Raw genomic sequence first — 22,669 nt, 5'->3', positions numbered from 1 at the left:
AAGACACCATTTCAATGGTGTTTATTTTTTTGCCTTATACTGCGTATAGAAACAGATTATTCGTGGCGAGTCATTTATTATTGAATTGGAAGGAATGAAATAAATGAAAAAATCTTTATATAGGCAAAAAAGGAAGGTCTTGAATCAAACTATCAAAGTAATGTTCACTATGCTGGCAATGCTCTCAATAGACGTCGAATTTGATGGGTGGTGCGAATGTTAATTGAAGCTCAAGATATTTCAGTAGCAATTGGTGGGCGGCTTGTGCTTGACAGTGAGTCCGTTCGTTGCAAGCCCGGTATTATGACAGCTCTTGTTGGCGCGAGTGGATCTGGAAAGACCACACTCCTACATTGCCTCGGATTGTTGCTTCCGGTGGATAAAGGAAGCATCCTACTTGACGAGAACGATGTCACAAGGTACGGCACCTCAGCACGACGTCGGTTCTGGCGCGATCACGCTCATTTCGTACTTCAGGATTATGGCATTATGGATGACGAGTCGGTTGCCTTCAATGTCACTATGCAGGCGAGCATCATTGGAAGAGTTGTCTCGGGAAACAAAGAACGGTTGAAACAATCACTTGAACAGACGGGTCTAAAAGGTAGGGAAAATGAGTTGGCTGGACACCTGAGTGGAGGCGAGAAACAGAGACTTGCCTTGTCTCGTGCCATTTACAAAGATGCTAATATCCTGTTTGTTGATGAGCCAACTGCTTCTCTAGACGCAACTAACCGGCGCATGGTCATCGAACTGCTTGCGAATTTTGCTGTGCGTGGCCGGACGGTCATTGTGTCAACGCATGATTCCGAGATGATTGATGCTTGCGGTGCCATTCATCAGGTTGGTTCCGAGGCTCGTCACATGAACTAAAGAACACAAGGAGGATACTTATGAAATCAATTTCTAAGATTATAATCAGTGTCATTGTTGGCTTCCTGTTGTTAGTAGGAGCATTTACGTTTATAAATGGTTGGATAACGGCATCATCAAAAGACACCCACCCGCCATGCGACCAACTGCCGACCATTGCGGAGGCCACTGCTGCTTTGGACAATCACGAAAATTTCGCCAAGGAAATAGAAAAGCTGGGAGATGGGATTAAAGTGGAAGTGGGCAAGCCGTGTCCAGATAATCAGGAACGAGGGCTTGTCTTGGTGAGATATGATTTGAAATCCGAGCGTGATGCCATAAACAAACTGCTCTCCCGCAGTGAAGGATTTGGGGTTCCAGTTCATTTAGAGAAGCGCTAACGCAGGCTTTCAACTAGTTAGCCTAAAACTTTGTCTCTCGCATTTAAAAAGAAAGAGGGGTGAAAAAGAGAGATGAATATGTATAAACGTATCATAGTGGTTGTTTCGGTAGCGTTGTTTACTTTACTAGCACTGTTGGCCGCAATCATTACCGACCTTAATGATCGAGACTTCCCACAGGCTATTAGGAGCGAAAGTAGGCTTAATATTAGCTTCAACAAATCGGGGCTCTCTATCACTGAAGCGTTTTCGAAGTTAGAAGAACTCGATACAAGCCTAAAGCTTGGACTGGTCAAAATCGCCCCAGATCTGGCCAGCGAAGGAGATGGCCAGATTTTTGCAACGCTAAACGATGAAGGGCTGCCCGATGAACTTACTTGGTTTAGTGGCGACGATACAGTCAAAATTGTTGGCAAAAATCGGCTTGCCAATTCCTATCCCGATGGGTTATATCTTGTGACTGGCAATACTGCCCGTTTGAATGAGTTTGCGGACACCCTGAAAGATGCTGGGGTAGAGGTTAGCCGCAGGGATGCCTCAATCTTGGATAGTCTTGTATTCGTGATGCAGGAAAGAGGATTTACTACCGTAATCATTGCATCGCTTGCGCTAATTTCATCGCTTGCACTGTTCTGGTTGTCAGTGAGGGCGCGTGGACGTGCACTTCGGGTTCTGGGCGGGTCTCCCACTATGCGGATTCAGATGCAGGACATCACAGAGTTTGGTGAGGCGCTATTTGTTTCGGCGGGGACTGTGGCTATGGTTGCAGCTATTTATGTGGTTTTTTTTCATGGCTGGATGTACGTCAGTACCTTCCTCAAAGTACTGATTAGTCTTCAAGTCGTTGTTATTGCCATATCCATACTTGCTGCGCTTATTATGTCAGCCTCTGCGTGGCCGAGTGCTATCATGCTTGCTACTAGACAACCGGCTGTAAAAAGCCTGCGTTCCTTGGCGATTGTGATACAAGCACTAACGTTCGTTTTAGTGGTGGCTTCTGCTGCTCCTGCTTGGTCTGCATATAAACACTCATCTGCTAAGGCAACTGAAATGGCACAGTGGAAGAGACTTGCAGACCAAGTGTCAATTGTGTTTGCTACAGACAATGACGAAATGGATCGCATGGAGCCAATGATTGGCGAGATGGTAAAGGATGCGGAATCGATTGAAGCAGTAGCACTTTCCTATACGTACACTAAGGAAATGCGGCCATCGGTTGATTTTGGTGAGTACTCCGCCGTCTCTTTCGTAAACCAGCGTTGGCTTGACTTAGTCACTATGGGTGCGAAACAGCCGGTTGTAACGCCTGTTTCATACCATAACATTTTAGAAAATCTTGTTCACGAAATCCAAGAAGAAATTGATATTTTGTCGAGAGAAGGGCATCCCGAGAATCTATTCGAACAATTACAATTCCTCCAACCAGTCGAGGGGTCCCGACTTCCAGTGGCTCAAGGGGGAGGAGGCGAAAGTCTCCACTTTGGGGATGATGTCCTGTTCACTGTCGTTCCCTCACTGTACGACACCTTTAATGATTCTACCTTGACATCCATGATCTCGAGTGACAACATAGTGTTCACTGGTGTAACTGCTACCCAACAATTATTAGAACGACACAGCCTTGATGTACATGCACTACGCGATCGCGGGATCAAAGGTGAACTGGAAGTTGTTTACATTGCCGAAGAGGCCATACTACAAGCGCAGTTCGCAGCATACCTTGTGTGGTTGCAGCATCTTTCGCTGATTGCACTGTCGGTTGCCTTCAGTGTTGCTACTGCAATCAGTGCATTGATCACCGCAACATTACAGGCGAAGCGTGACTTCCCATTGCGGTTGGCAGGGCGGTCTTGGATGCGGATCCTTCAGAGTCGCGTGACCAAGGAACTGCTTGTGGGGATATTACTCGTGATTATCGTCGTCATGCTACAAAGACCTAATGCGATAGGAATTGTACTTGTGACTGCGGCTTACGGATTGCTTATTGTTCCGCTGTCCCATCTGTTTGCCGTACATTGGTGTTTCAATGGAGTCAGTAAACGTAGGATTTGATTGAAGATCAACATAATAGCCGAAGATTTCCTTGACGTAGGAAAACTCGGCTTTTTTCATGTCGAAATGTGCTTAGCGTATGTTTTGCGCTTATTGTTGGTAAGGCCCCTTTATTCAACTAACGGAGTTTAGTTGAATATCGATGTTTATCTTGTGTTCCACAATTGGGCCATATTCTTGAATAAAATATTTAAAGAAAATCGTTATGGATGAAGAAAATTGTGATAATTTTCACTTAAACTAACGGGCAGGATTGTTGAATAAGAAGGATTGGGTTTTTATGGTAAAATAAAGCGAAAGCATTTTGAAAATGGGGGATGCTTTATGAAAAGAAAATTATTGTTATTTAACTTCTTATTTACTTTGTTGCTTATAACGGTTTCTTGTAATCAACAGCCAGAAATAGATATTTCTAAAACAGTAGGAATGACAGAAGATTATTTTAGACAATTAGATGAAATATCAACGACGGCGGCTTCATATAACAAGGAGCAAATAAAATTTAGGCTTATCATCCTTCACAAGAAGAAGCAACTGCTATGTTTAACAACATATTAGATAATCTTGAAAAAAACTCTCACACTCCTGAATTTTGGGATTATTATAATGGTTATTTTGACATTAAATCTTATGATAAAGGTGTTATTTACGAAGCAACTAAATTAATAGGAGAAAACTTGAAAGTTACTCCTAAATAACAAAACTTGTTGAATTAACGGGGGCGTTAATCTAAGAAGGATTAATGCTTCTTTTGTAGAAATTATTAAGCAAAAGGGCAGGATTATTTTGTCAATGGTAAAATAATGGTAACGTTAATGGGGTTGATGTTGATGAGTAAGTTACTTGGTACTTTTAAGAATATCCTCTTGGATTTATTCGCTATGGGTAAAGGTTTTGTCTATGGATTTGTAATGGTAGGGCTATTTATTGTGATTTGTGGTGCTTTGATATATGGAGTTTTGTTTCTTAGAAATCTCATACTTTAGTTAAAAAATTTCAACAAAAAGGGGGCGTTAATCGTAGAAGGATTAGCGCTTTTTTTGTTGAAGTTATTAAGCTAACGAAGCAGGTTAGTGGAAGAACTTATTTATTTTTATGGGATTGGTAGTTATATTTAAAATAGATAAATTTTATTATTAATATTGATGGGGAGTTGAAAATGGAAGCGTTAGTTCTTGACCTCGATGGTACTTTATTAAATTCTGAATAAAAGGTTAGTATAAGGAATAGAAAATCAATTGAATTGTTACACAAATCTAGAATTCCAGTAATCATAGCAACTGCACGACCTCCAAGAACAGTTAAATATTTATTGCCTGAAGAAATCCAAGCTCAAGCAATAATGGTCTATTATAACGGTGCTATGATTGTAAGTGAGGAATTAGGTCTAAACCAGCACTTTTCAATTGATTCAAAATTATCTTCAGAACTAATCGATTATTTAACTGAAATGGAAAGAGAACACTGTTTATCAATAGAAGTTGAAGACAATTGGATTAAATGAAATTAAAGAAAAAAATCCGACGAAAATTTTAATATCAAATCTGAGTTCTTTAGAATCTCTAAATAAAAAGTTCAGTAAAGAGAATGTCCCTACATAACAATATTTTACGTAAATTATGAAAATAAGGTCACTATTATATTCTTTGTTGTGAAGACCAGGGAGATTCTCTTCAACGGACAATGGAATTAGGTGAAAGAGCCTTCGTTGCTACTCTTTCTGTTTTCTAGTTTACATAATATAAATTATCGGAAGTTAAAGAACAAATATTAATTTTGTATCATAACCAAAGTATACTTTTAATATTGAGACGAAAAGCAATTAAATAAAAAAAGTCATGAATTTGAATTATTCATTATCCAAGTTCATGACTTTTCTATTTGTAATCTATCAATGTCCTTCTAACTCCAACAATCTTGTTTTCATTTCCAATCCACCACGAAATCCGGTTAACGATCCATTCTTTCCAACAACACGATGACATGGTATTGTCATTAAGATTGGATTAGCACCGATAGCTCCTCCAACGGCACGAACAGCGGTTGGTTTATTTAGTGCAATTGCAATATCAGAATAAGTCTTTGTCTCACCATATGGAATTTGAAAAAGTATATCCCATACCTTTAATTGGAAATCAGTTCCTTTTAAATCAAGTGGTATCGTAAATTTTTTTAGTTTTCCATCCAAATATTCAATGATTTCAACTTTATATTTCTCAAGCTTATTATCATCTTCGATTAAAATATGTCCTGGAAAATGTTTATCAGACCATAAAGACAATTCTTCAAATGATTTATTATTCGGACCAACGTAACATATTCCTTTTGTAGTCGAAGCAACATAAAGTTTCCAGTCATTATGTCTCAGCAAAGACCAATAAAGAGTCGGTTTGCTATTTAATCCCATTTTATTCTCTCCCATTTCTATTTTCCATTAACCATTCCGATATTGTGCAGGGGTTTTACCGATTTTCTTTTTAAATAAAGTAATGAAATAAGGTGTGTTTGGTATTCCAACACTAATGGCAATGTCCTCAATTGTTTTATTTGTTTGTTTCAAAAATTCAATTGCTGCATTTAACCTAACTTGTTGTATATATTCTATTGGCGTTATACTCATTATCTTTTTAAATGTCCTGTGTAAATGATATGGACTTCCATGAGCAATGTCACTTAACGTCTCTAATGTTAACTTATCTGAAAAATGATGATCAATGTATTCAGTCACGAGGGTAACCCAATCCATATCTGGCATTTTCTCATTAGTAGGCTTGCAACGCTTGCATGGGCGAAAATGTGCATTTAAAGCTTGTTCCACATTTTGAAAAATAAGAACATTATCTTTTTTTGGAACTCGCGATTTGCATGAAGGTTTACAGAAAATTTTCGTAGTCTTTACGCCGTAGAAAAATTGATTATTGTAAGAAGCATCATTATTAATAATTGCAAACCAACTTTCATGCGTCATTAATACTTCCTCATATAGTGTACCAATATCGATAATGATTGCCACTTCCCCTCTTCCCTTTCATACATTAACTTACAACTAACACTATAGCATCATTCATGATAAAAATTAATACGATTTGATTGTAAGAGCAAGATAATGAAACTAAGGATATCAAAATAAAACGACAAAATACAAAAGATGGAAATAATTTGGAAGATCACCTAAAAAGCTGATTTCTACTTTTTCTTTTTTACATTTGCTTTTTTGGTATTTTCAGCCACTCTAAATTTCACGATTTTACTTATTAATTCATACGGTATTGGTTTTTTTAATGGAAAGTGTATGGACCCTTTCGTCCCTTTATACTCTGATATTTCATTTATAAAAGCATTGATTCCACTAGAAGTTGGATAAAATCCAATATGATTTTTCCACGCACCGAAATAAACGAGATTTCCATGTAACGAAAAAGCAGGCATTTGATAACTTATCTTTTCTTCTGCTTCTGGTGCTACCTCTTTTATTACATTTCTTATCTTATTCAAGATTTCCTGTGTCTCTAGAGGGAATTGTAAAATATACTCATCAATCGTATTAATAGCATTTTTGTCCATTTCCAACATATTCTCCTTCGTAAAAACGATCTCTTTTTATTATACAATTCATATTTTTCAGTAACAAAAATATACAACATCAAACTCAAGAAAAAACTGTTAAATAAGGAATTAATCTTCACATAGTCAGAAGTTGACTATTCATAAAATAATTAATTATAATGATCTTATTCAATCAATAAATTAAGGAGATTTTGCTATGGATCATCGATCATTACTTCTTCTTGGGTTACTTATGTCAGATAGTCAACACGGATACCAGATTCACGATTTTATAGAAAAGAACCTCCCTTTTATTTCTAATATGAAAAAAGCTACTGCCTATTCCTTACTTGATAAATTAAGTAAGGAAGGATTTATTAATGTATCCGTCGAGTTTGATGGAAATCGCCCGCCCAGAAAAGTCTATTCGATAAATGAGTCAGGGCGAAATCAGTTTTATCAACTACTTATCAAAAATGTATCGTCTTCTGAAAGCATTTTTTATGAAGGGGATATTGGCTTAATGTTCCTTGATCATTTACCGTTACATGAAGCGATTGAATCATTGCAAAAAAAATATCAAATATTAAATGAAAAATACAATACGATCAAACAGCTTTCCATTCAAGAATGCAGCCGTGGCGTTAAACTTGCAATGAATCATAAGAAAAGAATGCTTGAAGCCGATTTATCTTTTATAAACGAGACCATACAACAATTATCTGAATATATTCATCTAGAAACGGAGTGAGTTTTATGTCTGAAACAAAAAAAGCATTGCCGATTTTATTTGCCGTCATGTTTTTAGTCATGGTTGGATTCGGGATAATTATTCCTGTCCTCCCCTTTTACGCCGAAAATGTGGGAGCTTCCCCTACGCAATTAGGATTATTGATGGCTGTCTATTCTCTAATGCAGCTTATTTTTGCACCAATGTGGGGACGAATTTCTGACCGGATTGGCCGTAAACCTGTAATCATGATTGGTATTTTAGGACTTTCCGTTTCTTTTTTCTTAATGGGATTTTCTTCACAGCTTTGGATGCTGTATGCAGCAAGAATCATCGGTGGATTTTTATCTTCTGCTAATATGCCTACTGTAATGGCATATGTTGCTGATATTACATCTCCTGAAGATCGCGGAAAAGGCATGGGAATAGTTGGAGCTGCAGTTGGTCTTGGCTTTGTGTTCGGTCCCGCTATAGGAGGAATTTTTTCCAAATACAGCTTAAGTACTCCTTTTTATATTGCAGGGGCATCTTCATTTATCACCTTTTTCCTTGTCTGGGTCCTACTCCAAGAGTCTCTCAAGAAGGAGGATAGAAGCCAGCCCCATTCTGAAAAAGAATCGTTATGGAAAGCTTTTAATGGATCGATATCGATATTATTTATATTACAATTGTTTATTTCCCTTTCTCTATCTGGATTAGAAGCAACATTTGCTTATTATGCTGCTAAAAAAGCTGGATTAGGGACAGTAACCTTAGGCTATTTATTTATGATTATGGGATTGGCTGGAGCCATAGTACAAGGTGGATTAGTCGGTAGGATGACAAAAAAATATGGAGAAGGATTAGTTATTCAAATAGGAATTATCGTCTCTGCAATCGGTTTTGCTCTTATCTTACTGGTCAACAGCTTTACGACAGCAGCAATTTTCTTAACCATTTTTGGTATTGGGAATGGTGTTATTCGTCCTAGCGTTTCAGCATTATTAACGAAAAAATCTACATCTGGTCATGGAAGTGCAACCGGGTTACTTTCTTCTTTCGATTCCTTAGGGAGAATTGCAGGTCCCCCGCTCGGTGGAATGCTTTTTTCCATTGCAATCGGCCTCCCTTATATTTCTGGAATCATTTTATCCATTATCGCACTTCTGTTGTATCAGATGTATACGTTAAAATCTAAAAAAACCGCAACAATGAATTGACACTTACTTTTGTATAACATATAGTAATATTAATTGAAAACGGAAGGGTGAATTTATTACATGTGGAACTAATCCTATTTATTGAAAACAAACAAATGAAAGTATTTTTTGCAAACAGATGGACCTCTGTTTTATTTATGGTACTTTCATTCAGTTTTCGGAATAGGATTGGATTTTCATGTTTACCTTTTAGGGAGTAGTCTCTCTATTTGGTTTGCACCCGTGCCTCCTATTCTGAAAAATAGGAGGCATTTTTTTGTCTCCATCTTTGTAGAAAAGGAGATGATATTATGATTTTATTAGAAGCGAATGACCTTAAATTGTATATCAAAGATCGTTTAATCATTGATATTGAACACTTAATGATTCAAAGTCGTGATTGTATAGGACTTGTTGGGAGAAACGGCAGTGGGAAAACGACACTTATGGAACTTCTTGCTAAAAAACAAATTCCTGATGAAGGAAACGTAACTTTATATGCTAATTTTGTCCTGCTCCCCCAATTAAAAAGTACAAATACGACAAAAAGTGGTGGAGAGATTACACAAGAATATATAAACCGAGCACTTGCAAAAAAACCTGATTTGCTCTTTGCTGATGAGCCTACAACGAATTTAGATACATTTCATATTGAAAAATTAGAGAACCAATTGAAAAAATGGCAAGGAGCAATTGTAATCGTATCACATGATCGTGCTTTTCTTGATTCCCTTAGTACGAAAATATGGGAAATTGAGGATGGAATGGTTCATGAATATAAAGGTAATTATTCAGATTATCTTTCTCAAAAAGAGTTGGAGCGTAGGCAGCAAGAAAATGCTTACGAACAGTATGAAAGAAAGAAAAAGCAATTAGAAGAAGCTTTGATTTTAAAAGAACAAAAAGCGGTGCGTGCAACAAAAGCACCGAAAAAAGTTAGTCCTTCTGAAGCAAGAATCACTGGTGCAAAGCCTTATTTTGCAAATAAACAAAAGAAACTAAGAAAAGCAGCTAAAGCAATTGAAACTAGGCTCGATAAGCTTGAAAAGGTAGAAAAAGTAAAAGAGCTACCACCTGTTAAAATGAAGCTTCCTAACGAAGAATCCTTTAAAGGACGTATTGTATTAAGATTAAAGGATGTGTCTGGTTCAATCCCAAATCGATTACTTTGGAAAGAGACGAGTTTCGAAGTAAAAGGTGGAGATAAACTTTCCATAATCGGAAAAAATGGAAGTGGGAAATCAACACTCATTAAAAAAATCATGAACAAGGAAGATGGGATCTCAATCTCCCCTTCTGTGCAAATTGGTTATTTCAGTCAAAATTTAGATATTCTAAATGTAAATGAGTCGATCCTAAATAATGTACAATCAACCTCTACACAAGATGAATCATTTGTTCGAACCGTACTCGCAAGATTGAGATTTTTTAGAGATGACGTTTATAAAAAAGTTAATGTATTAAGTGGCGGCGAACGGGTTAAAGTTGCGTTTGCAAAGATATTTGTAAGCGATATTAACACTTTAATATTAGATGAACCAACCAATTTTTTAGATATTGAATCAGTTGAAGAATTAGAATCTCTTCTTCAAGAATATGAAGGAACGGTTTTACTCGTTTCTCATGATCGCCGATTTATTCAATCGATTGGAAACCGAATTTTATCCATTGAAAACGAAAATATTCGAGTTTTTGATGGGACATATGAAGAATTTCAACAGTACACCCCCGCTGAAAAGCACAATACTGTTGAGGATGAGTTACTTTTATTAGATACGAAAATTTCGGATGTATTAAGTCGACTAAGTATCGAACCATCAGATGATTTGGAGCTGGAGTTTCAAGCGTTAATAGCAGAAAAAAACAAATTAAAAAAGGGATGAGGAATTGTTTCCTTTTCCCTTCTTCTTACATTACTTAAGTCTGCTCTTTAAGATTATAAAAATCGAGTTTTCCAATCAAATTCATACCTATTCACCTATTTCTTTCAGGTCTAAGAGCTATAATTGTTCATGATGATTTTTTTATAAGCATTCTAAGTTCGTTTCATCTCCGAGTTAATTTTGCAAGGTTAGATATTTCCTGGGAGTGCCATAATTTTTGACTGTTCGTAGTTGGTGGAAATTTGATACGTATTCGATGATGATTGGTGCATCAAGGAGCCAAGGTACATGTTTAAAAAGTTCGAAATCTGATTTAATAATATGAAATATCATCTCTGGCAATAAAGAATGTATGTGATTAAATCGAGTTTGTGCTTGTTTTTCGTCATATTCCCCACCACTAATATAGATTCTTCCAGAAAATACGTATTCACCAAGTTTAGATATCCATTCAGCTGTAAAAATATCTTCAAAAGTTTTATATATACTAACATTATATTTTGTACCAATCGTTAAATGTCTGGAATTGTCTGTGTCTGATGTACTTAGTGTATATTTCCGCCCTTCTACCGGTCCGTAAGAAGTAACGGGTGGTGCAATCATTACGGTAAACTGATCGGTTTGCAGCTCTTCCATTATGCAGCTCCCCTTTTTACATGATTACTGCATTATATGGTAAATGCCTATATTAGGTGAATTGACTACAGTTATTTAATATTTGTAGAGTGACAAATAAAGTTATTTAGTACTAAAACATGTAAAACCCCGTCCTAATGTTGAAATGCTTCCCTTTTATTAAACAGCTTAAACAATAAATATCTGCCTACTAAAAGGGGAGTTTTTTTTTACAAAAGAGCTTCGTTGCGGAGTTTACATTTGAAGTCAAGCCATAATTGCATGTGCGAAAAACTCTTTCATTGGATATATGCATCATTGAAAACTAAAACCTATTCCAAAATGTAGTTTAGAAAACACATATAGGGAAATAAAAAAACCTAGATACAAGTAGGATTGCTATTATATTCCCTTGCACCAACTACAGTTTTTGATATTTCTTGTGTAATTATTTAATTACTCTCTCCATTTATCAATTAATAAATACTTTTCCTTAATCCTTTCCGTATTAAAATTACCTTCTTTTTTCACTAAACTAACCTATAGTTAAATAACAAATAAAGCTGCCGTAAATGGTAGCTGGATTTTATACTATCGCGCTCGTTAGTTGATATGAAATTCTTCACATTTTAAAAAAATTATGTATTTGCTAGTCTTTTGTTTCGTAAAACAGTTATAAATCCATTCAAGATATTATGGCTGAAAGCAAAACCTTTACGTTTATAAAATTCTAAAGCCTCTTCATTGCCATTTGAAACAAAAATAAAATAATCCTCAATATCATCAAATTGAGTCAACCATTTCATTGACATTTCAAAAAGCTTTGAACCAATACCATATCGTCTATATTCTTCTTTTATATACAACTGGGATAAACACCCTACATTGTTTCTATGCACTGAAGAAAGGTCAAAAAAAGTTGCAAAATTATTTGAGTAGGCTTCTTTAGGAGAGATGTTTGAATATACATAACCAACTATTATGTCACCATCTCTTACAACCACGATTTGATTGTATATTGCACTTTTTATAGAAGGAAGCATTCTTGTCTCAAAATTCATATCATCAAACAATTCAGGTTTAATTTTTGCCATTGATTTTTGAAAGACCATAAGTTCATTACACAACTCTTTACAACAGTAAGCTTTTTCAATTGGTATGATTTCATATTTTATATTCATTTTTATTTCACTCCCTTTGACATCATACTAATAATTATAAGCATTCCGTCCTAATTCAACTATCTTGACCGTTACTTCAATAAGGAAAAAGCCGTCCTTCGTTTTTGCAGCAAAGTACCCTTTGGATAAAGAAGATTCATATCTTATAACAGCTTGTCAGCAAGTTTTATATTTTCCTTTAAATATGTGGGTAATCCATTGTGGGATAAGATCTCTGGTGTTGTCATCCATACTACATCATCAACTTCTTCCATACTTTTAGCATAAGGTTCACCAGATTTATGGTGACATATAAAAACTATGTCAATAACATTAAGCCCTGAATCAGTAACAAACGATGAACTATTTACGTATCTTAGACCTGTCACTTCGATTCCCACTTCTTCAAATATTTCTCTTTGCAAAGTCCTTTCCAAAATATCGGAAGAATTTCCTTCGACTTCACACTTCCCACCGACAAGAGAAAGAGAACCGCCTGCGTGTTCCTCCTTTTCACTTCTAAGGATTAAAAGCCATTTGTCATTTTGACGAATAGCACCCTCTACATTTACTACAAACATTAAATGACCCTCCAATATTAATATCTTTCCTCGAAACATCTTCAAGTCTTCTGAGCTGCTAGCTTAATAACTTCAACAAAAAAAGCGTTATCCGTCTCCGATTAACGCACCAGTTACTTTAATAAGAAAAGTAAAAAAGATTAAATTAATCTGTTATCAATTTAATAAATCATTGTTTCTACGATTTTTAGGAAGAACTCCAAATTTAGCAATTAAAAGAACCAGAAGAAATATAAAACAACTAAAGCCGGTATTATCACTTGTAATCATACTTAAATTGATTATTTGCATAGCAACTAATACGTTTAATATATAAGAAATGAGAAAACACAAAAATGACACACAAATTAGATAATTGCCGAACAATGACTTTTTATAATTAGGTACAACTGTTTTATTAGATTTTTGAATAGTGAATGTATGTTGAATTTGTCTTACTAAACCGTATTTACAGCCGATTATTAGAAATACAACCATTACATAACCAATTACATCATCCATCATCTCACACTTCCCTTTTTCCAAATTTTACACCAGTTATCATAATAAGACTTTTTTAATTCAACTAAATTGCTTCGTTAGTACAATAACTTCAACAAAAATAAGTGATAATCCTTCTTGGACTATCGCTCCCGTTAGTTGAATAAGGTCCTTTATCCATTGATGTGATTTTAAGACAAAAATACACTATTTATCTAATCCAAAGTCATATCAACAACTTGTTTCGCAAACGTAGCAAAGGGTTCAATTTGGTCAGGGCTTTTATCAACAGCCCATCTGAGTTTGTCGAAAGCTCTTAATAGCAACAAAACTCTCATGCTAGAAAGGTCCTTTTCTTTTAAACCATAGCCATCTAAAAATGCTTTAAATTCCTCAATATTAGGTCCCTCACCTAGGATTTGGCACTTCATCATTTCAATAATGTCACCATGTGGTACTACAGTTACTTCTGCACTGCCCCAATCTAGTAAAACTACGTGCCCTTCATTATCGACGATTGTATTCTTCAATGAGACATCCCCATGATTTAAAGCAAAATGGAACTTCTCCTTCTTCAAACTTTCGAACAGTTTTCTTACTATTTTCGATTCAGTCTGATTGATTACCCCAAGTTCAATAAACCGATCATTCTCCGTTAAACTGTTGATATTATAATTTACATAACCTAGCCAACTACCATCTGACCCTGCATGAGAAGGCGACTGAAACACACCATGTATTGTATTTATCAAGTTTTCCCCATATCCCATAACTGGAATCGTATGAATAAGTTTGTTGTAAACGCCAAGTTGTCTCCAAATATCCAGCTTAGGTTTCGTACTATCTAATCCGTTCTCTCCATCTACGAAGGTTTGGATCATATACGCTGTTTCGTCAACTATTCCAATAGACAACACCTCAGGACTAGGAATGCCAACTGCTCGAGCTTGCCCGATGCACCAACTTTCTTTAACAAAACTCGAATATGTACTTGCATTGTTCATGCGGACAACGACTTTACTGTTATCTGTCTCAGCTACACAAACTTGATTTACGCTTCCTTTACCTAATATTTGAAATGATTTTTTGACACTTTCTTGCAAAAAATCCTCTGTTATTCGTTCTGCTTTCAAAACAACTGATTCTATCATAATATTCTCCTTAATTAGCTATGTGATTAATTACTGCTTACATTTTTATTAATCAATTTCTAGTTTAAGTTTTTCTTCTTAAACTAAACTAACTGTTAGTTAATAACTTCAACAAAAAAAGCGTTAATCCTTCTTCGATTAACGCAACCCGTTCGTTTAATTTTAAGCCTTCACAAGCTCTTCTGAACTTTAATATAACCTCAATTTCTTTGTACTTAAGAATCTGCTCCATTATAAAAAGTCGCTTTCTTAAAGGAAGCACCATGTTCGCTCAACAAGTAGCCTCTGTACATGACCAGTCCCTTGCATGTTTCAAAGTAATATCGATAAACATTGATAATGCTGGGGAAATCCACTTATTTTTGTGATAAGCGACTTGGGAGAAAATTTGTTTAAAGCCATCAACGCAGGGAATTATTTTTAACTTTCCTTCCTTGATTTCATCATTTACAGTCATTAAAGGTAAGCAAGCAATACCAAGCCCACTCATTGTACAACGTTTCATAGCTTCTATACTCCAAAGCTCCATTATGTGTGAAGGTACAATTCCCCGTTCTCCAAGGTATTCTTCAAACATCCTTCGATAACTGCATTCTTTCTCGTTCACAATCAAACACTCGCTTATCTTTTGATTTTCGTAGCTTTTATCTAAAATATTCAGCGGACAACAATCAGCGCTTCCAACAAGGACAATAGGTTCTTCCACTAACGAATGGACAGTTAAATCTGAATCCTGCAACTGTGGCAACATGACAAATGCAATATCTGCACTACCATTAAGTATTGCTCTCTTGTTATCTCCGCAGGTGGCGTTACTTAAACTGATGCTTACATGGGGAAACTTCTTTCTATATTCTCTTAATATTGGTTCTAGGCGGTATACAGTTAGAGATTCCGGAGCCGCAATCTTTAACTCCCCTCTGATATCCTCTCCATCACTGGTAATGCTTTCGATTTTTCCATAAGTATCTATAATCTCTTGAGTATAGGGCAACAACTTCTTTCCGATATCAGTCAACCGTACCTTTCGACCCATCCGATCAAACAGAGGTGCGCCTATTTGTTCTTCAAGAGCCTGAATATGAGAAGTCACCGTGGATTGGGTGTAACCTAAATGTTCTGCTGCTTGTGTGAAGCTACCCGTTTCAATAACCTTTTTAAACGTAACAAAATGGCGTATTTCCATCATTTCACCCACTTTTTTTACTCTTGCTTCTATAGTATCAAAATAATCAATGGATAATATCATATATTTCAATTTTACTGATAGTAAGTTATGAATTATGATTAAGGACATTAGAAAACAGGATTTTATTTGAAGACAATGGAGATGGTTGAATTTTGAAACGTATACACTATAGCTGGTTTATTCTTGCCATAACATTTTTCTCCATTATTACAGCCGGAATCGTTATGTCATCATCAGGGGTTTTCATAAATCCTTTCGAAAATGAATTTGGCTGGGATCGTTCAGTTATTGCACTAGCTTTTGCCGTTAGTATGTTTTTATACGGTATATCAGGTCCGTTTATGGCAGCATTACTTAATGTGATGGGTTTAAAGAAAATGATGATCATTTCTATGGCAACTTTGCTGACTGGTATGATACTAACATTCATTATGAATCAATCATGGCAGTTGATCATCATTTGGGGAATTATTATTGGGCTAGGATCAAGTCTTTTTTTAACAGTAATAAGTCCATATGTGGCGAATCATTGGTTTGAGAAAAAGCGAGGGCTTGCAGTAGGAATATTAACGGCAAGTACAGCGACAGGTCAGTTAATTCTACTTCCTGTCTTGGCGACTATTATAGAAAATTATTCGTGGCGTCCAGCGATTGGTTTAATTATGGTCCTTATTTTCATTATGCTTATCATAATCCTTTTATTTATGAAAAACACACCAAAGGAAGTTGGAATTCTTCCCTATGGACTTGAACAAGAAAAACGAGAGAGCAATGAAAGACAAAAAGAAAATCCCATTGTTATAGCTTTCAATGGTTTATTCGAAGCAGCGAAAGTAAAGGAATTTTGGTTATTAGCCGGTAGCTTCTTTATTTGTGGGCTTTCAACGAACGGTTTAATTGGTACACATTTTGTTTCTTACTGCATTAGCTTTGGAGTACCTTTAGTTACAGCGGCTTCGTTTCTTTCCTTTATGGGAATCTTTAATCTATTAGGGACGACACTATCCGGTTGGCTGTCAGATCGTTTCGATAATCGATGGCTATTATTTTGGTACTACGGATTAAGAGGGGCTTCTCTTGTAATGCTTCCTTATGCATTAAATAATGGGTCCATGACTATGCTAATTATCTTTACTGTGTTTTATGGATTAGATTGGATCTCAACTGTTCCACCAACAATTAGTATCTCTAGACAGATCTTCGGCACTAATAAAAGTGGAATAGTTTATGGTTGGATTTATGCTTCTCATCAGGCAGGTGCTGCAGTAGCAGCATATGGAGGAGGGTTAACATATAAACTTTTCAACACTTACACTTGGGCATTCTTCTTGGCAGGAGTTTTCTGTTTATTAGCAAGCTTATTTGTTATTACTATTAAAAAACAACATTCAAGTCTATTAACTAAAGAAGGAATCATGAATATATAGCAACGCATAGAAATGCTAAAACTGATGTCTTAACTTTACTCTCATATAGAATGAATTATTTGTATGATACGATTTCCATAGATTCTAGCAAGCACCCTGTATTCAAGAGTTTCTTATATTTCTTACTAAAAGGTGCCCAATCTAGCTCGATTAGAGAATATGATTGGTGTTTTATATTTTAAATATTGTAAAGTAACTTATATCAAAAGTTAAATGGAGTGTTTCCAAAATGAATCATATTGATTAAACATAGAAAAAATCCCTGTTACCAATCAAAAAGCAGGGATTTTTGGCATTTTAATGGACTTAGGAAAGATGAATAATCTATTGTTGTTTATTTAATAAAAGCATCCATTAGTTGGGGAAGATTACTGTGGCATCCTGACAAATTGTCCACATAATCTGTCGATTTCTATATCATAACCTTCTGCGCCTTGTGGGAACCAGCGCAACGCGCATTGTGTTAACCAAGATATTCTCAGTATGTACAGTAAGTTTATAACCCCTGGGTCTACATATTGCTTGGCGTCTATACCTAATTCTACTAGCAGGTTAGCTCGATTAAGTACTATTGGCCCATAAAATGGTCGCTGCCAGTCAATTATCTTCATTCTTTCTGGATGTACAATGATGTTGCCGCAGTTCAAATCACCATGTACTAAACCGCTCCTGGATTCGATCGCTGCTGCAACAGAGGAATGATTGCAACAAGATGCAATTATTTTTGATTCCTTCTAGATCTGTCTTTTGGAATGTTCCACGCTGAATTAATGTTTCAAGGTCTCTTAATAGCGAGCTGCTAAAACGTTCCCAGTCAGATGGGCTTCCTATGTTATATAAATAAGGGAGATTGCCTTCAATTTGGGAGATCTGATTCGTAATGTCATCAATGAAGCGCAATGCTTCATCAATATCCATCCATCGAAATGTCGGATAAACAAGGAGCATCGATATTTTCTAATAGCAATGCATATAGAGTATCATTTTGCTCAATAGATCTGGATCTTACTAAAAGAGAAGAACTAGCTTCTTTATAAAACTGAGCCTCAATGGAAAATTCAGACTGTACTTTATAAATAATAGTCGATGAATCACACATGCGAATGAGTTGAACACAGGAGAGTGGCCATTCATGAAGTGTTGATCGTTCTGCAATGGAAGCTCCTAGTATGGATTCAAGCTCCTCGTCTCCGTGCAAAAGTAAATTGAAGAACGGATGTTTGTACAAGAAAAGCACCCCTCAGCTAAGATCTTAATATAATATTAAGTAAGTTATTTGGGAATTTCGCAATAGAGAACTTCATTACAACAAAATATTCCCATTGTTTCTGGAACTATCCTCCCTCTATAAAGTAACGCATATCTCATCAACCATTGATAATTTCTATACAAAGTATCTTTACTCCTTCTTCCACTAACCTGCCAGTTTGTTCAATAAGAACTTCTACAAAAAATGCGTTAATCCTTCTTCGATTAACGCCCCCTATACTTTAAGTACAGTAATTCACAAACTTTTAAAGCCTATAAACCTTTTTCTATTCTTCGATTAATTTTCCATTTTCATCATAATACTTATATTTATATTCCGCAGATTTATGTTTAGGTAAATCGATCCACGCTACTAAATCTTCGTGTACTTTAAATTCCTTTTTAAAGACTTGACCGTTCACGTCTAATTCTACTTTTGCAATCTCACTATCTTCATTAGTCACGAACAAAAACTTTAAATTAGGTAGCTCCTCACCGTGGAGATTGACCAGGTACGAAGCAAAAGACTGATTTTCCCTCTTCTCAATATGTTTCCATTCATAGTTTCCTCTTTTATTCTTGGTAAACTGAATATAACCAGGATTATTATTCATTAAAAATGGAACAACCCGTTCATTTTTTATATCCTTAATTTCTAATATTTTTATAGATTGAAAGTTATATCCGTCAATTGATCTGATCACCTTTAAGATGGATTCTTCATCATTACCATACTCTCTCTTCATAGCGTTTAATATGAATGTTATTAAAATAATTACTATGATTACCAAAACAACAAAAAGAATCTTTTTATTCTTAATTGCCATAGACCAATCCCCTTTATGCCTTTATACTAACAAAAATCCAACACTCACTCGCTCCATTCGGAAACCCTTGCAATATCCACTTAGTCTTGAATAACTTCAACAAAAATAAGCGATAATCCTTCTTGGACTATCGCCCCAGTTACTTTAAGTACAATCCTTCACAAACTTGTATTTTAGGTGTCTCTAAAAAATAGTAGTAATCTTAGCTTTTTTCTGTTTAAATAAATCCGCTAAAGAGGTTCCATCAATTTTTGTGAAATTTATAATATCTTTATTTCGTTCACCAAAATACTCACTTATTCTTGTTTGCCGTGTCCATACAGCCCTTCCTTCTGGAGTATAAGAAATAAAATATTCCTTTCCTTGAAAAACAAATTCAATTTCTCTACCTTGTTCCAAATAAATCAAAAGGTGTTCATGACTAATACTTTCACCTGCTGGAACATCATCAAAATTATTAGTTTGATTATTCATATCAAGACACCCTTTCGAATTATCCACTCCTCACACTAAACTGCCCCGTTCGTATTATAAAGTTAGCCAGAATGCTAACTATTACTGGTTAACCTTATTTTATTTGGTCTTATTTTATCTGTGGCCAGGGTAGAACGTAACTGCCCATGGTGCTCGCCCCCGTGATCTACCTAATCTTAAGGGCCGTTTTTTTTTTATTTACCTTGTTGAACTAAAGCCCCTTTTAGTTGAAAAACAAGGAAGGGCACTTACTTAGTTATTGATATTTTGATTTCATCTCCGACTTCAAGAAAGCAATCTTGACGGTCCTTTACCAGAGTAAAAAACATCACATATTCGTCTTTAGCACTTTCTACTTTCCCCTTACTAACTCAATATAAAGTTGTTAACCCAAAGTAAGGACTAACACCTTATTTAACATTATGAACTTCTTATCAATTTAGCTAGTAACTCCTTAACTTCTTGTAGAGATACCTCTTGCGTAACTATTTCATATATAATCCCATCTTTATCTCCTTTAAGGTGAATATCTGGTGTCCCATTTATCTCAAATACACTCCATTTTATTTCATTCAAAGTAAAGTTCTCTATCTCTTCTCCTAGTTCTGAATTAAAGTCTCCCGTTGTTCTAACCACTGAGTCCCTAGGATAAATTCTTGTATATAGTAACTTTGAACCCGATCCTTGCTCTGTATTTGGCTTGTCATAGCTATATACTACATAAGCTTGCTTTTGTCCTTTATACTCCTCAATACTAGCCGAAAATGTTGTTACTTTTGTATCATTGAACTCATAAAAATACGGAATTGTTTCTCGTTGAATTTCCATTACTTTTTGTACACTACTAGGAATAGCATCAGCATGTTCAATAACTTCAATATCGTTTTCTCTTTCATCATTTACAGGGAAATTCGGTATATGTCTTTCTTTATATTTGTCTAATATAGGTAAAAACTCTTCCTCTTCATATACTTTATTAATAACTAGGGAAGATGGATGTAAATAGCTGATTACATCTCCTGTGTTGTTGTAAATTTCATTCTTCATAATGATTCCTGTATCTTTGTCAACCCAAATACGAAAACTGTTTTCAGCTGGCTGCACATAATTAGTCTCTTTGATGCTTTCATCTATATGTCCATAAATGACTATTGTATTGTGACCAAGTAGTTCTTCATTCTGTTTTTCAATCTCCCATTGGTCTTCATACCTTAAATATTTTGCCACAAATTCATAATAGAATAAATTACCACTGACTGGTGGCCTTTCTCTGAACTTTTCTGCTGAATCATATATCTTATATAAATCAATTTGAAAGACATCATTTGGAATAACTTTATCTTTTTTACCACCTAACTCATAGTTTTGGGAAACATATTCATTTCGATTTAAATCTAACATCCATATTGTACTGTTGTTATAATAACGCTCATTTTCATAGCCTTCAGAATTTGAATTGGGATTATTTTCATCAGGGTAACCATTTACTTTTTCATATCCACCAATTACATTATTATTACTATATTTGTACTCTATTTTAGTCTTACTTATTGATCCATCATAATAAGAATCAAAAGTTTCAAAAGTTCCAGCTGCAGTTTCAAAATAATCTACTGAGTTAAGTAGTCTCGTTAATATATCTTCTTTTGACATATCTTCAAAGTTCTCTTTCGGTTCAGGTTGTGCAATAATCGAGAACTTCTCTTTCTCGTTCGTTTCTTCTAGCTTTTCATTAACTGCAAGGTTCTCCTGTTCATTAAGACCTAGACTATTTAAAACAAAGTAGCTGATACTTCCGATAAAGAAAATGGTGAAGCATACACTTAATACTAACCCCATATGCGGAAAACATCTTTTCTTACTTTGTACGTATTTGTTACCAAAACTTTTTCTTACTGCTGCTTTGTTTTTTTCATTGAAATCTAATTCTTTTAAAATAGTATCGTTCATATCTTCCTTTAAGTTTTTTAATATATCAGTCATTGCTTCTCCCTCCCTCTAACTTCTTTCTCAAGAGATTCCTTCCCCTATACAACCTAGATTTAAGTGTTTGATCGCTGATCCCTAATAGCTGTGTTATTTGTTGGTAAGTTAATTCTTCATAATAGAAAAAAATTATAACTTCACGGTATTTAACAGGTAATTCTAATACAAGCTGCGAAAGTTCTCTTCTAGACTCTATGTCCATTAAATCCGACTCGGGAGTTTTCTTACTAATACTACTATTGGAGAGGTAATTATTGATAACGATATTCCTAAAGCTCCAACTCCTTAGTCTATCCTTACATAAATTTACTGTAATAGAGTATAGCCAAGTTTTATAAGATGATTCATTTCGGAAGGTATCTAACTTCTGATAGCACTTAATGAATACCTCTTGCGCAACATCCTCAGCAAGTTGCTCTTGTTTTAAATATGTAAATGCAAGTCTGACAATCATTTTTCCGTACTCATTCATCAACCATTCAACGGTTTCTTCTTTTGAATAAAAAATTTGTTCCATTTCTAACCTTCTGTTTTCTATGATGCTTCACACCCCCTTCAAACTTTAGACGGAACCCGAAAGGAATGGTTGCAAAATATTATGTAAGTAGACCACTTTCCCGACACAAAAGCTTCAATAGTTTAATTGAACTGTAGAATTTATCAAACGCATATTGAACTAAACTGCCCGTTAGTTTAATAGGAAAGTGCTATTCTCCTTTTTGAGAATAGCACCCGTTATTGGAATAAGAAAAAGAGTCGCTGTAGTAACCCTTCTTTAAGTCTTGCCCCCAATAATAAAAAGGAAATTTATTTATTGTCCTTCGATTTTATGCCACTTAAAATCTTCGCTCTTAAATACATTTGTATCTTTGGGGTATCCATAATAATA

25 protein-coding genes are annotated in these 22,669 nt (G+C 35.3%); 9 read left to right on the top strand and 16 right to left on the bottom strand.

Annotated elements, in window-relative coordinates:
- The first annotated feature begins 216 nt into the window (after positions 1–216).
- From KHA93_RS05905 to KHA93_RS05885, 5 genes are all read left to right on the top strand, one after another.
- Positions 217–873 (top strand): ATP-binding cassette domain-containing protein, encoded by a 657-nt coding sequence (locus KHA93_RS05905; RefSeq protein WP_213109884.1) that lies wholly within the window; start codon positions 217–219, stop codon positions 871–873.
- A 20-nt stretch (positions 874–893) separates the two neighbouring features.
- Complete coding sequence (locus tag KHA93_RS05900; protein WP_213109883.1) at positions 894–1,253, top strand: hypothetical protein; 360 nt, start codon at positions 894–896, stop codon at positions 1,251–1,253.
- A gap of 72 nt (positions 1,254–1,325) precedes the next feature.
- Complete coding sequence (locus tag KHA93_RS05895) at positions 1,326–3,305, top strand: hypothetical protein (protein ID WP_233711054.1); 1,980 nt, start codon at positions 1,326–1,328, stop codon at positions 3,303–3,305.
- A 324-nt stretch (positions 3,306–3,629) separates the two neighbouring features.
- The gene (locus tag KHA93_RS05890) at positions 3,630–3,863 is read left to right on the top strand and encodes an IolE/MocC family protein (protein WP_213109882.1); all 234 of its coding nucleotides are present in this window, start codon (positions 3,630–3,632) and stop codon (positions 3,861–3,863) included.
- A 661-nt stretch (positions 3,864–4,524) separates the two neighbouring features.
- Entirely contained in the window at positions 4,525–4,809 is a 285-nt protein-coding gene (locus tag KHA93_RS05885; RefSeq protein WP_349772344.1) for an HAD hydrolase family protein, read from the top strand.
- A gap of 387 nt (positions 4,810–5,196) precedes the next feature.
- Here KHA93_RS05885 and KHA93_RS05880 read toward each other — a convergent pair whose 3' ends face one another.
- The 3 genes from KHA93_RS05880 to KHA93_RS05870 form a co-directional block, all read right to left on the bottom strand.
- Positions 5,197–5,712, bottom strand: coding sequence for a methylated-DNA--[protein]-cysteine S-methyltransferase (locus KHA93_RS05880; RefSeq protein WP_213109880.1), 516 nt, complete (start codon positions 5,710–5,712; stop codon positions 5,197–5,199).
- A 27-nt stretch (positions 5,713–5,739) separates the two neighbouring features.
- Entirely contained in the window at positions 5,740–6,273 is a 534-nt protein-coding gene (locus KHA93_RS05875) for a bifunctional transcriptional activator/DNA repair enzyme AdaA (protein WP_213112790.1), read from the bottom strand.
- 218 nt (positions 6,274–6,491) lie between these two features.
- Positions 6,492–6,869, bottom strand: a complete 378-nt coding sequence (locus KHA93_RS05870) for an iron chaperone (protein WP_213109879.1) — start codon at positions 6,867–6,869, stop codon at positions 6,492–6,494.
- 199 nt (positions 6,870–7,068) lie between these two features.
- On the opposite strand from KHA93_RS05870, the gene KHA93_RS05865 reads away from it, so the two are divergent.
- The 3 genes from KHA93_RS05865 to KHA93_RS05855 all read left to right on the top strand — a co-directional run bounded on the left by KHA93_RS05865 (position 7,069) and on the right by KHA93_RS05855 (position 10,642).
- Positions 7,069–7,602 (top strand): PadR family transcriptional regulator, encoded by a 534-nt coding sequence (locus KHA93_RS05865; protein ID WP_213109878.1) that lies wholly within the window; start codon positions 7,069–7,071, stop codon positions 7,600–7,602.
- Between the two features lie 5 nt (positions 7,603–7,607).
- Positions 7,608–8,780 carry an MFS transporter gene (locus KHA93_RS05860; RefSeq protein WP_213109877.1) on the top strand — a complete coding sequence of 391 codons (1,173 nt, stop codon included), beginning with the start codon at positions 7,608–7,610 and terminating at the stop codon, positions 8,778–8,780.
- Positions 8,781–9,070: 290 nt separating this feature from the next.
- Positions 9,071–10,642 (top strand): Vga family ABC-F type ribosomal protection protein, encoded by a 1,572-nt coding sequence (locus tag KHA93_RS05855; RefSeq protein WP_213109876.1) that lies wholly within the window; start codon positions 9,071–9,073, stop codon positions 10,640–10,642.
- Between the two features lie 174 nt (positions 10,643–10,816).
- Here KHA93_RS05855 and KHA93_RS05850 read toward each other — a convergent pair whose 3' ends face one another.
- The 6 genes from KHA93_RS05850 to KHA93_RS05825 all read right to left on the bottom strand — a co-directional run bounded on the left by KHA93_RS05850 (position 10,817) and on the right by KHA93_RS05825 (position 15,878).
- A complete protein-coding gene (locus KHA93_RS05850; protein ID WP_213109875.1) occupies positions 10,817–11,278 on the bottom strand; it encodes a staygreen family protein in 462 nt (153 codons plus the stop codon).
- Between the two features lie 617 nt (positions 11,279–11,895).
- Positions 11,896–12,438: a GNAT family N-acetyltransferase gene (locus KHA93_RS05845; protein WP_213109874.1), complete on the bottom strand. Its 543-nt coding sequence runs from the start codon at positions 12,436–12,438 to the stop codon at positions 11,896–11,898.
- Between the two features lie 143 nt (positions 12,439–12,581).
- Positions 12,582–12,998, bottom strand: a complete 417-nt coding sequence (locus tag KHA93_RS05840) for an NUDIX hydrolase (RefSeq protein WP_213109873.1) — start codon at positions 12,996–12,998, stop codon at positions 12,582–12,584.
- A 156-nt stretch (positions 12,999–13,154) separates the two neighbouring features.
- The gene (locus tag KHA93_RS05835) at positions 13,155–13,502 is read right to left on the bottom strand and encodes a hypothetical protein (protein ID WP_233711053.1); all 348 of its coding nucleotides are present in this window, start codon (positions 13,500–13,502) and stop codon (positions 13,155–13,157) included.
- Between the two features lie 191 nt (positions 13,503–13,693).
- Positions 13,694–14,629 (bottom strand): aminoglycoside phosphotransferase family protein, encoded by a 936-nt coding sequence (locus KHA93_RS05830; protein WP_213109872.1) that lies wholly within the window; start codon positions 14,627–14,629, stop codon positions 13,694–13,696.
- 271 nt (positions 14,630–14,900) lie between these two features.
- Positions 14,901–15,878: a LysR family transcriptional regulator gene (locus tag KHA93_RS05825; protein ID WP_233711400.1), complete on the bottom strand. Its 978-nt coding sequence runs from the start codon at positions 15,876–15,878 to the stop codon at positions 14,901–14,903.
- A gap of 92 nt (positions 15,879–15,970) precedes the next feature.
- Between KHA93_RS05825 and KHA93_RS05820 the strand changes: the two genes are divergently transcribed.
- Entirely contained in the window at positions 15,971–17,245 is a 1,275-nt protein-coding gene (locus KHA93_RS05820; RefSeq protein ID WP_213109871.1) for an MFS transporter, read from the top strand.
- 368 nt (positions 17,246–17,613) lie between these two features.
- On the opposite strand, the gene KHA93_RS23825 is transcribed toward KHA93_RS05820, so the two are convergent.
- The 7 genes from KHA93_RS23825 to KHA93_RS05785 all read right to left on the bottom strand — a co-directional run bounded on the left by KHA93_RS23825 (position 17,614) and on the right by KHA93_RS05785 (position 22,297).
- On the bottom strand, positions 17,614–17,892 hold the full coding sequence (locus KHA93_RS23825) for a hypothetical protein (protein WP_213109870.1): 279 nt from the start codon (positions 17,890–17,892) through the stop codon (positions 17,614–17,616).
- 1 nt (position 17,893) lies between these two features.
- Entirely contained in the window at positions 17,894–18,163 is a 270-nt protein-coding gene (locus tag KHA93_RS05810; protein ID WP_213109869.1) for a hypothetical protein, read from the bottom strand.
- Positions 18,153–18,473 carry a hypothetical protein gene (locus tag KHA93_RS05805; protein ID WP_213109868.1) on the bottom strand — a complete coding sequence of 107 codons (321 nt, stop codon included), beginning with the start codon at positions 18,471–18,473 and terminating at the stop codon, positions 18,153–18,155. The genes KHA93_RS05810 and KHA93_RS05805 overlap by 11 nt, the downstream gene beginning before the upstream one ends.
- A gap of 307 nt (positions 18,474–18,780) precedes the next feature.
- Positions 18,781–19,320, bottom strand: a complete 540-nt coding sequence (locus tag KHA93_RS05800; protein ID WP_213109867.1) for a hypothetical protein — start codon at positions 19,318–19,320, stop codon at positions 18,781–18,783.
- Positions 19,321–19,503: 183 nt separating this feature from the next.
- Positions 19,504–19,794 (bottom strand): hypothetical protein, encoded by a 291-nt coding sequence (locus KHA93_RS05795; protein WP_213109866.1) that lies wholly within the window; start codon positions 19,792–19,794, stop codon positions 19,504–19,506.
- A 420-nt stretch (positions 19,795–20,214) separates the two neighbouring features.
- On the bottom strand, positions 20,215–21,777 hold the full coding sequence (locus KHA93_RS05790) for a hypothetical protein (protein ID WP_213109865.1): 1,563 nt from the start codon (positions 21,775–21,777) through the stop codon (positions 20,215–20,217).
- Complete coding sequence (locus KHA93_RS05785; RefSeq protein WP_213109864.1) at positions 21,770–22,297, bottom strand: sigma-70 family RNA polymerase sigma factor; 528 nt, start codon at positions 22,295–22,297, stop codon at positions 21,770–21,772. The genes KHA93_RS05790 and KHA93_RS05785 overlap by 8 nt, the downstream gene beginning before the upstream one ends.
- Between the last annotated feature and the right edge of the window lie 372 nt (positions 22,298–22,669).

This window comes from Lederbergia citrisecunda, assembly GCF_018343695.1.
Taxonomy (GTDB): Bacteria; Bacillota; Bacilli; order Bacillales; family Bacillaceae_C; genus Lederbergia; species Lederbergia citrisecunda.
This window is presented reverse-complemented; position numbering and strand designations above follow the sequence as displayed.

What these genes read in the sequence shown, in the direction of transcription:
- KHA93_RS05870 (WP_213109879.1), bottom strand. Translation starts at nt 6,869, where the DNA reads ATGGACAAAAATGCTATTAATACGATTGATGAGTATATTTTACAATTC.
- KHA93_RS05905 (WP_213109884.1), top strand. Translation starts at nt 217, where the DNA reads ATGTTAATTGAAGCTCAAGATATTTCAGTAGCAATTGGTGGGCGGCTT.
- KHA93_RS05900 (WP_213109883.1), top strand. Translation starts at nt 894, where the DNA reads ATGAAATCAATTTCTAAGATTATAATCAGTGTCATTGTTGGCTTCCTG.
- KHA93_RS05855 (WP_213109876.1), top strand. Translation starts at nt 9,071, where the DNA reads ATGATTTTATTAGAAGCGAATGACCTTAAATTGTATATCAAAGATCGT.
- KHA93_RS05890 (WP_213109882.1), top strand. Translation starts at nt 3,630, where the DNA reads ATGAAAAGAAAATTATTGTTATTTAACTTCTTATTTACTTTGTTGCTT.
- KHA93_RS05880 (WP_213109880.1), bottom strand. Translation starts at nt 5,712, where the DNA reads ATGGGATTAAATAGCAAACCGACTCTTTATTGGTCTTTGCTGAGACAT.
- KHA93_RS05795 (WP_213109866.1), bottom strand. Translation starts at nt 19,794, where the DNA reads ATGAATAATCAAACTAATAATTTTGATGATGTTCCAGCAGGTGAAAGT.
- KHA93_RS05830 (WP_213109872.1), bottom strand. Translation starts at nt 14,629, where the DNA reads ATGATAGAATCAGTTGTTTTGAAAGCAGAACGAATAACAGAGGATTTT.
- KHA93_RS05810 (WP_213109869.1), bottom strand. Translation starts at nt 18,163, where the DNA reads ATGGATATTGATGAAGCATTGCGCTTCATTGATGACATTACGAATCAG.
- KHA93_RS05850 (WP_213109875.1), bottom strand. Translation starts at nt 11,278, where the DNA reads ATGGAAGAGCTGCAAACCGATCAGTTTACCGTAATGATTGCACCACCC.
- KHA93_RS05865 (WP_213109878.1), top strand. Translation starts at nt 7,069, where the DNA reads ATGGATCATCGATCATTACTTCTTCTTGGGTTACTTATGTCAGATAGT.
- KHA93_RS05845 (WP_213109874.1), bottom strand. Translation starts at nt 12,438, where the DNA reads ATGAATATAAAATATGAAATCATACCAATTGAAAAAGCTTACTGTTGT.
- KHA93_RS05875 (WP_213112790.1), bottom strand. Translation starts at nt 6,273, where the DNA reads ATGACGCATGAAAGTTGGTTTGCAATTATTAATAATGATGCTTCTTAC.
- KHA93_RS05785 (WP_213109864.1), bottom strand. Translation starts at nt 22,297, where the DNA reads ATGGAACAAATTTTTTATTCAAAAGAAGAAACCGTTGAATGGTTGATG.
- KHA93_RS05835 (WP_233711053.1), bottom strand. Translation starts at nt 13,502, where the DNA reads ATGATGGATGATGTAATTGGTTATGTAATGGTTGTATTTCTAATAATC.
- KHA93_RS05840 (WP_213109873.1), bottom strand. Translation starts at nt 12,998, where the DNA reads ATGTTTGTAGTAAATGTAGAGGGTGCTATTCGTCAAAATGACAAATGG.
- KHA93_RS05860 (WP_213109877.1), top strand. Translation starts at nt 7,608, where the DNA reads ATGTCTGAAACAAAAAAAGCATTGCCGATTTTATTTGCCGTCATGTTT.
- KHA93_RS05825 (WP_233711400.1), bottom strand. Translation starts at nt 15,878, where the DNA reads ATGATATTATCCATTGATTATTTTGATACTATAGAAGCAAGAGTAAAA.
- KHA93_RS05790 (WP_213109865.1), bottom strand. Translation starts at nt 21,777, where the DNA reads ATGACTGATATATTAAAAAACTTAAAGGAAGATATGAACGATACTATT.
- KHA93_RS05895 (WP_233711054.1), top strand. Translation starts at nt 1,326, where the DNA reads ATGAATATGTATAAACGTATCATAGTGGTTGTTTCGGTAGCGTTGTTT.
- KHA93_RS05800 (WP_213109867.1), bottom strand. Translation starts at nt 19,320, where the DNA reads ATGGCAATTAAGAATAAAAAGATTCTTTTTGTTGTTTTGGTAATCATA.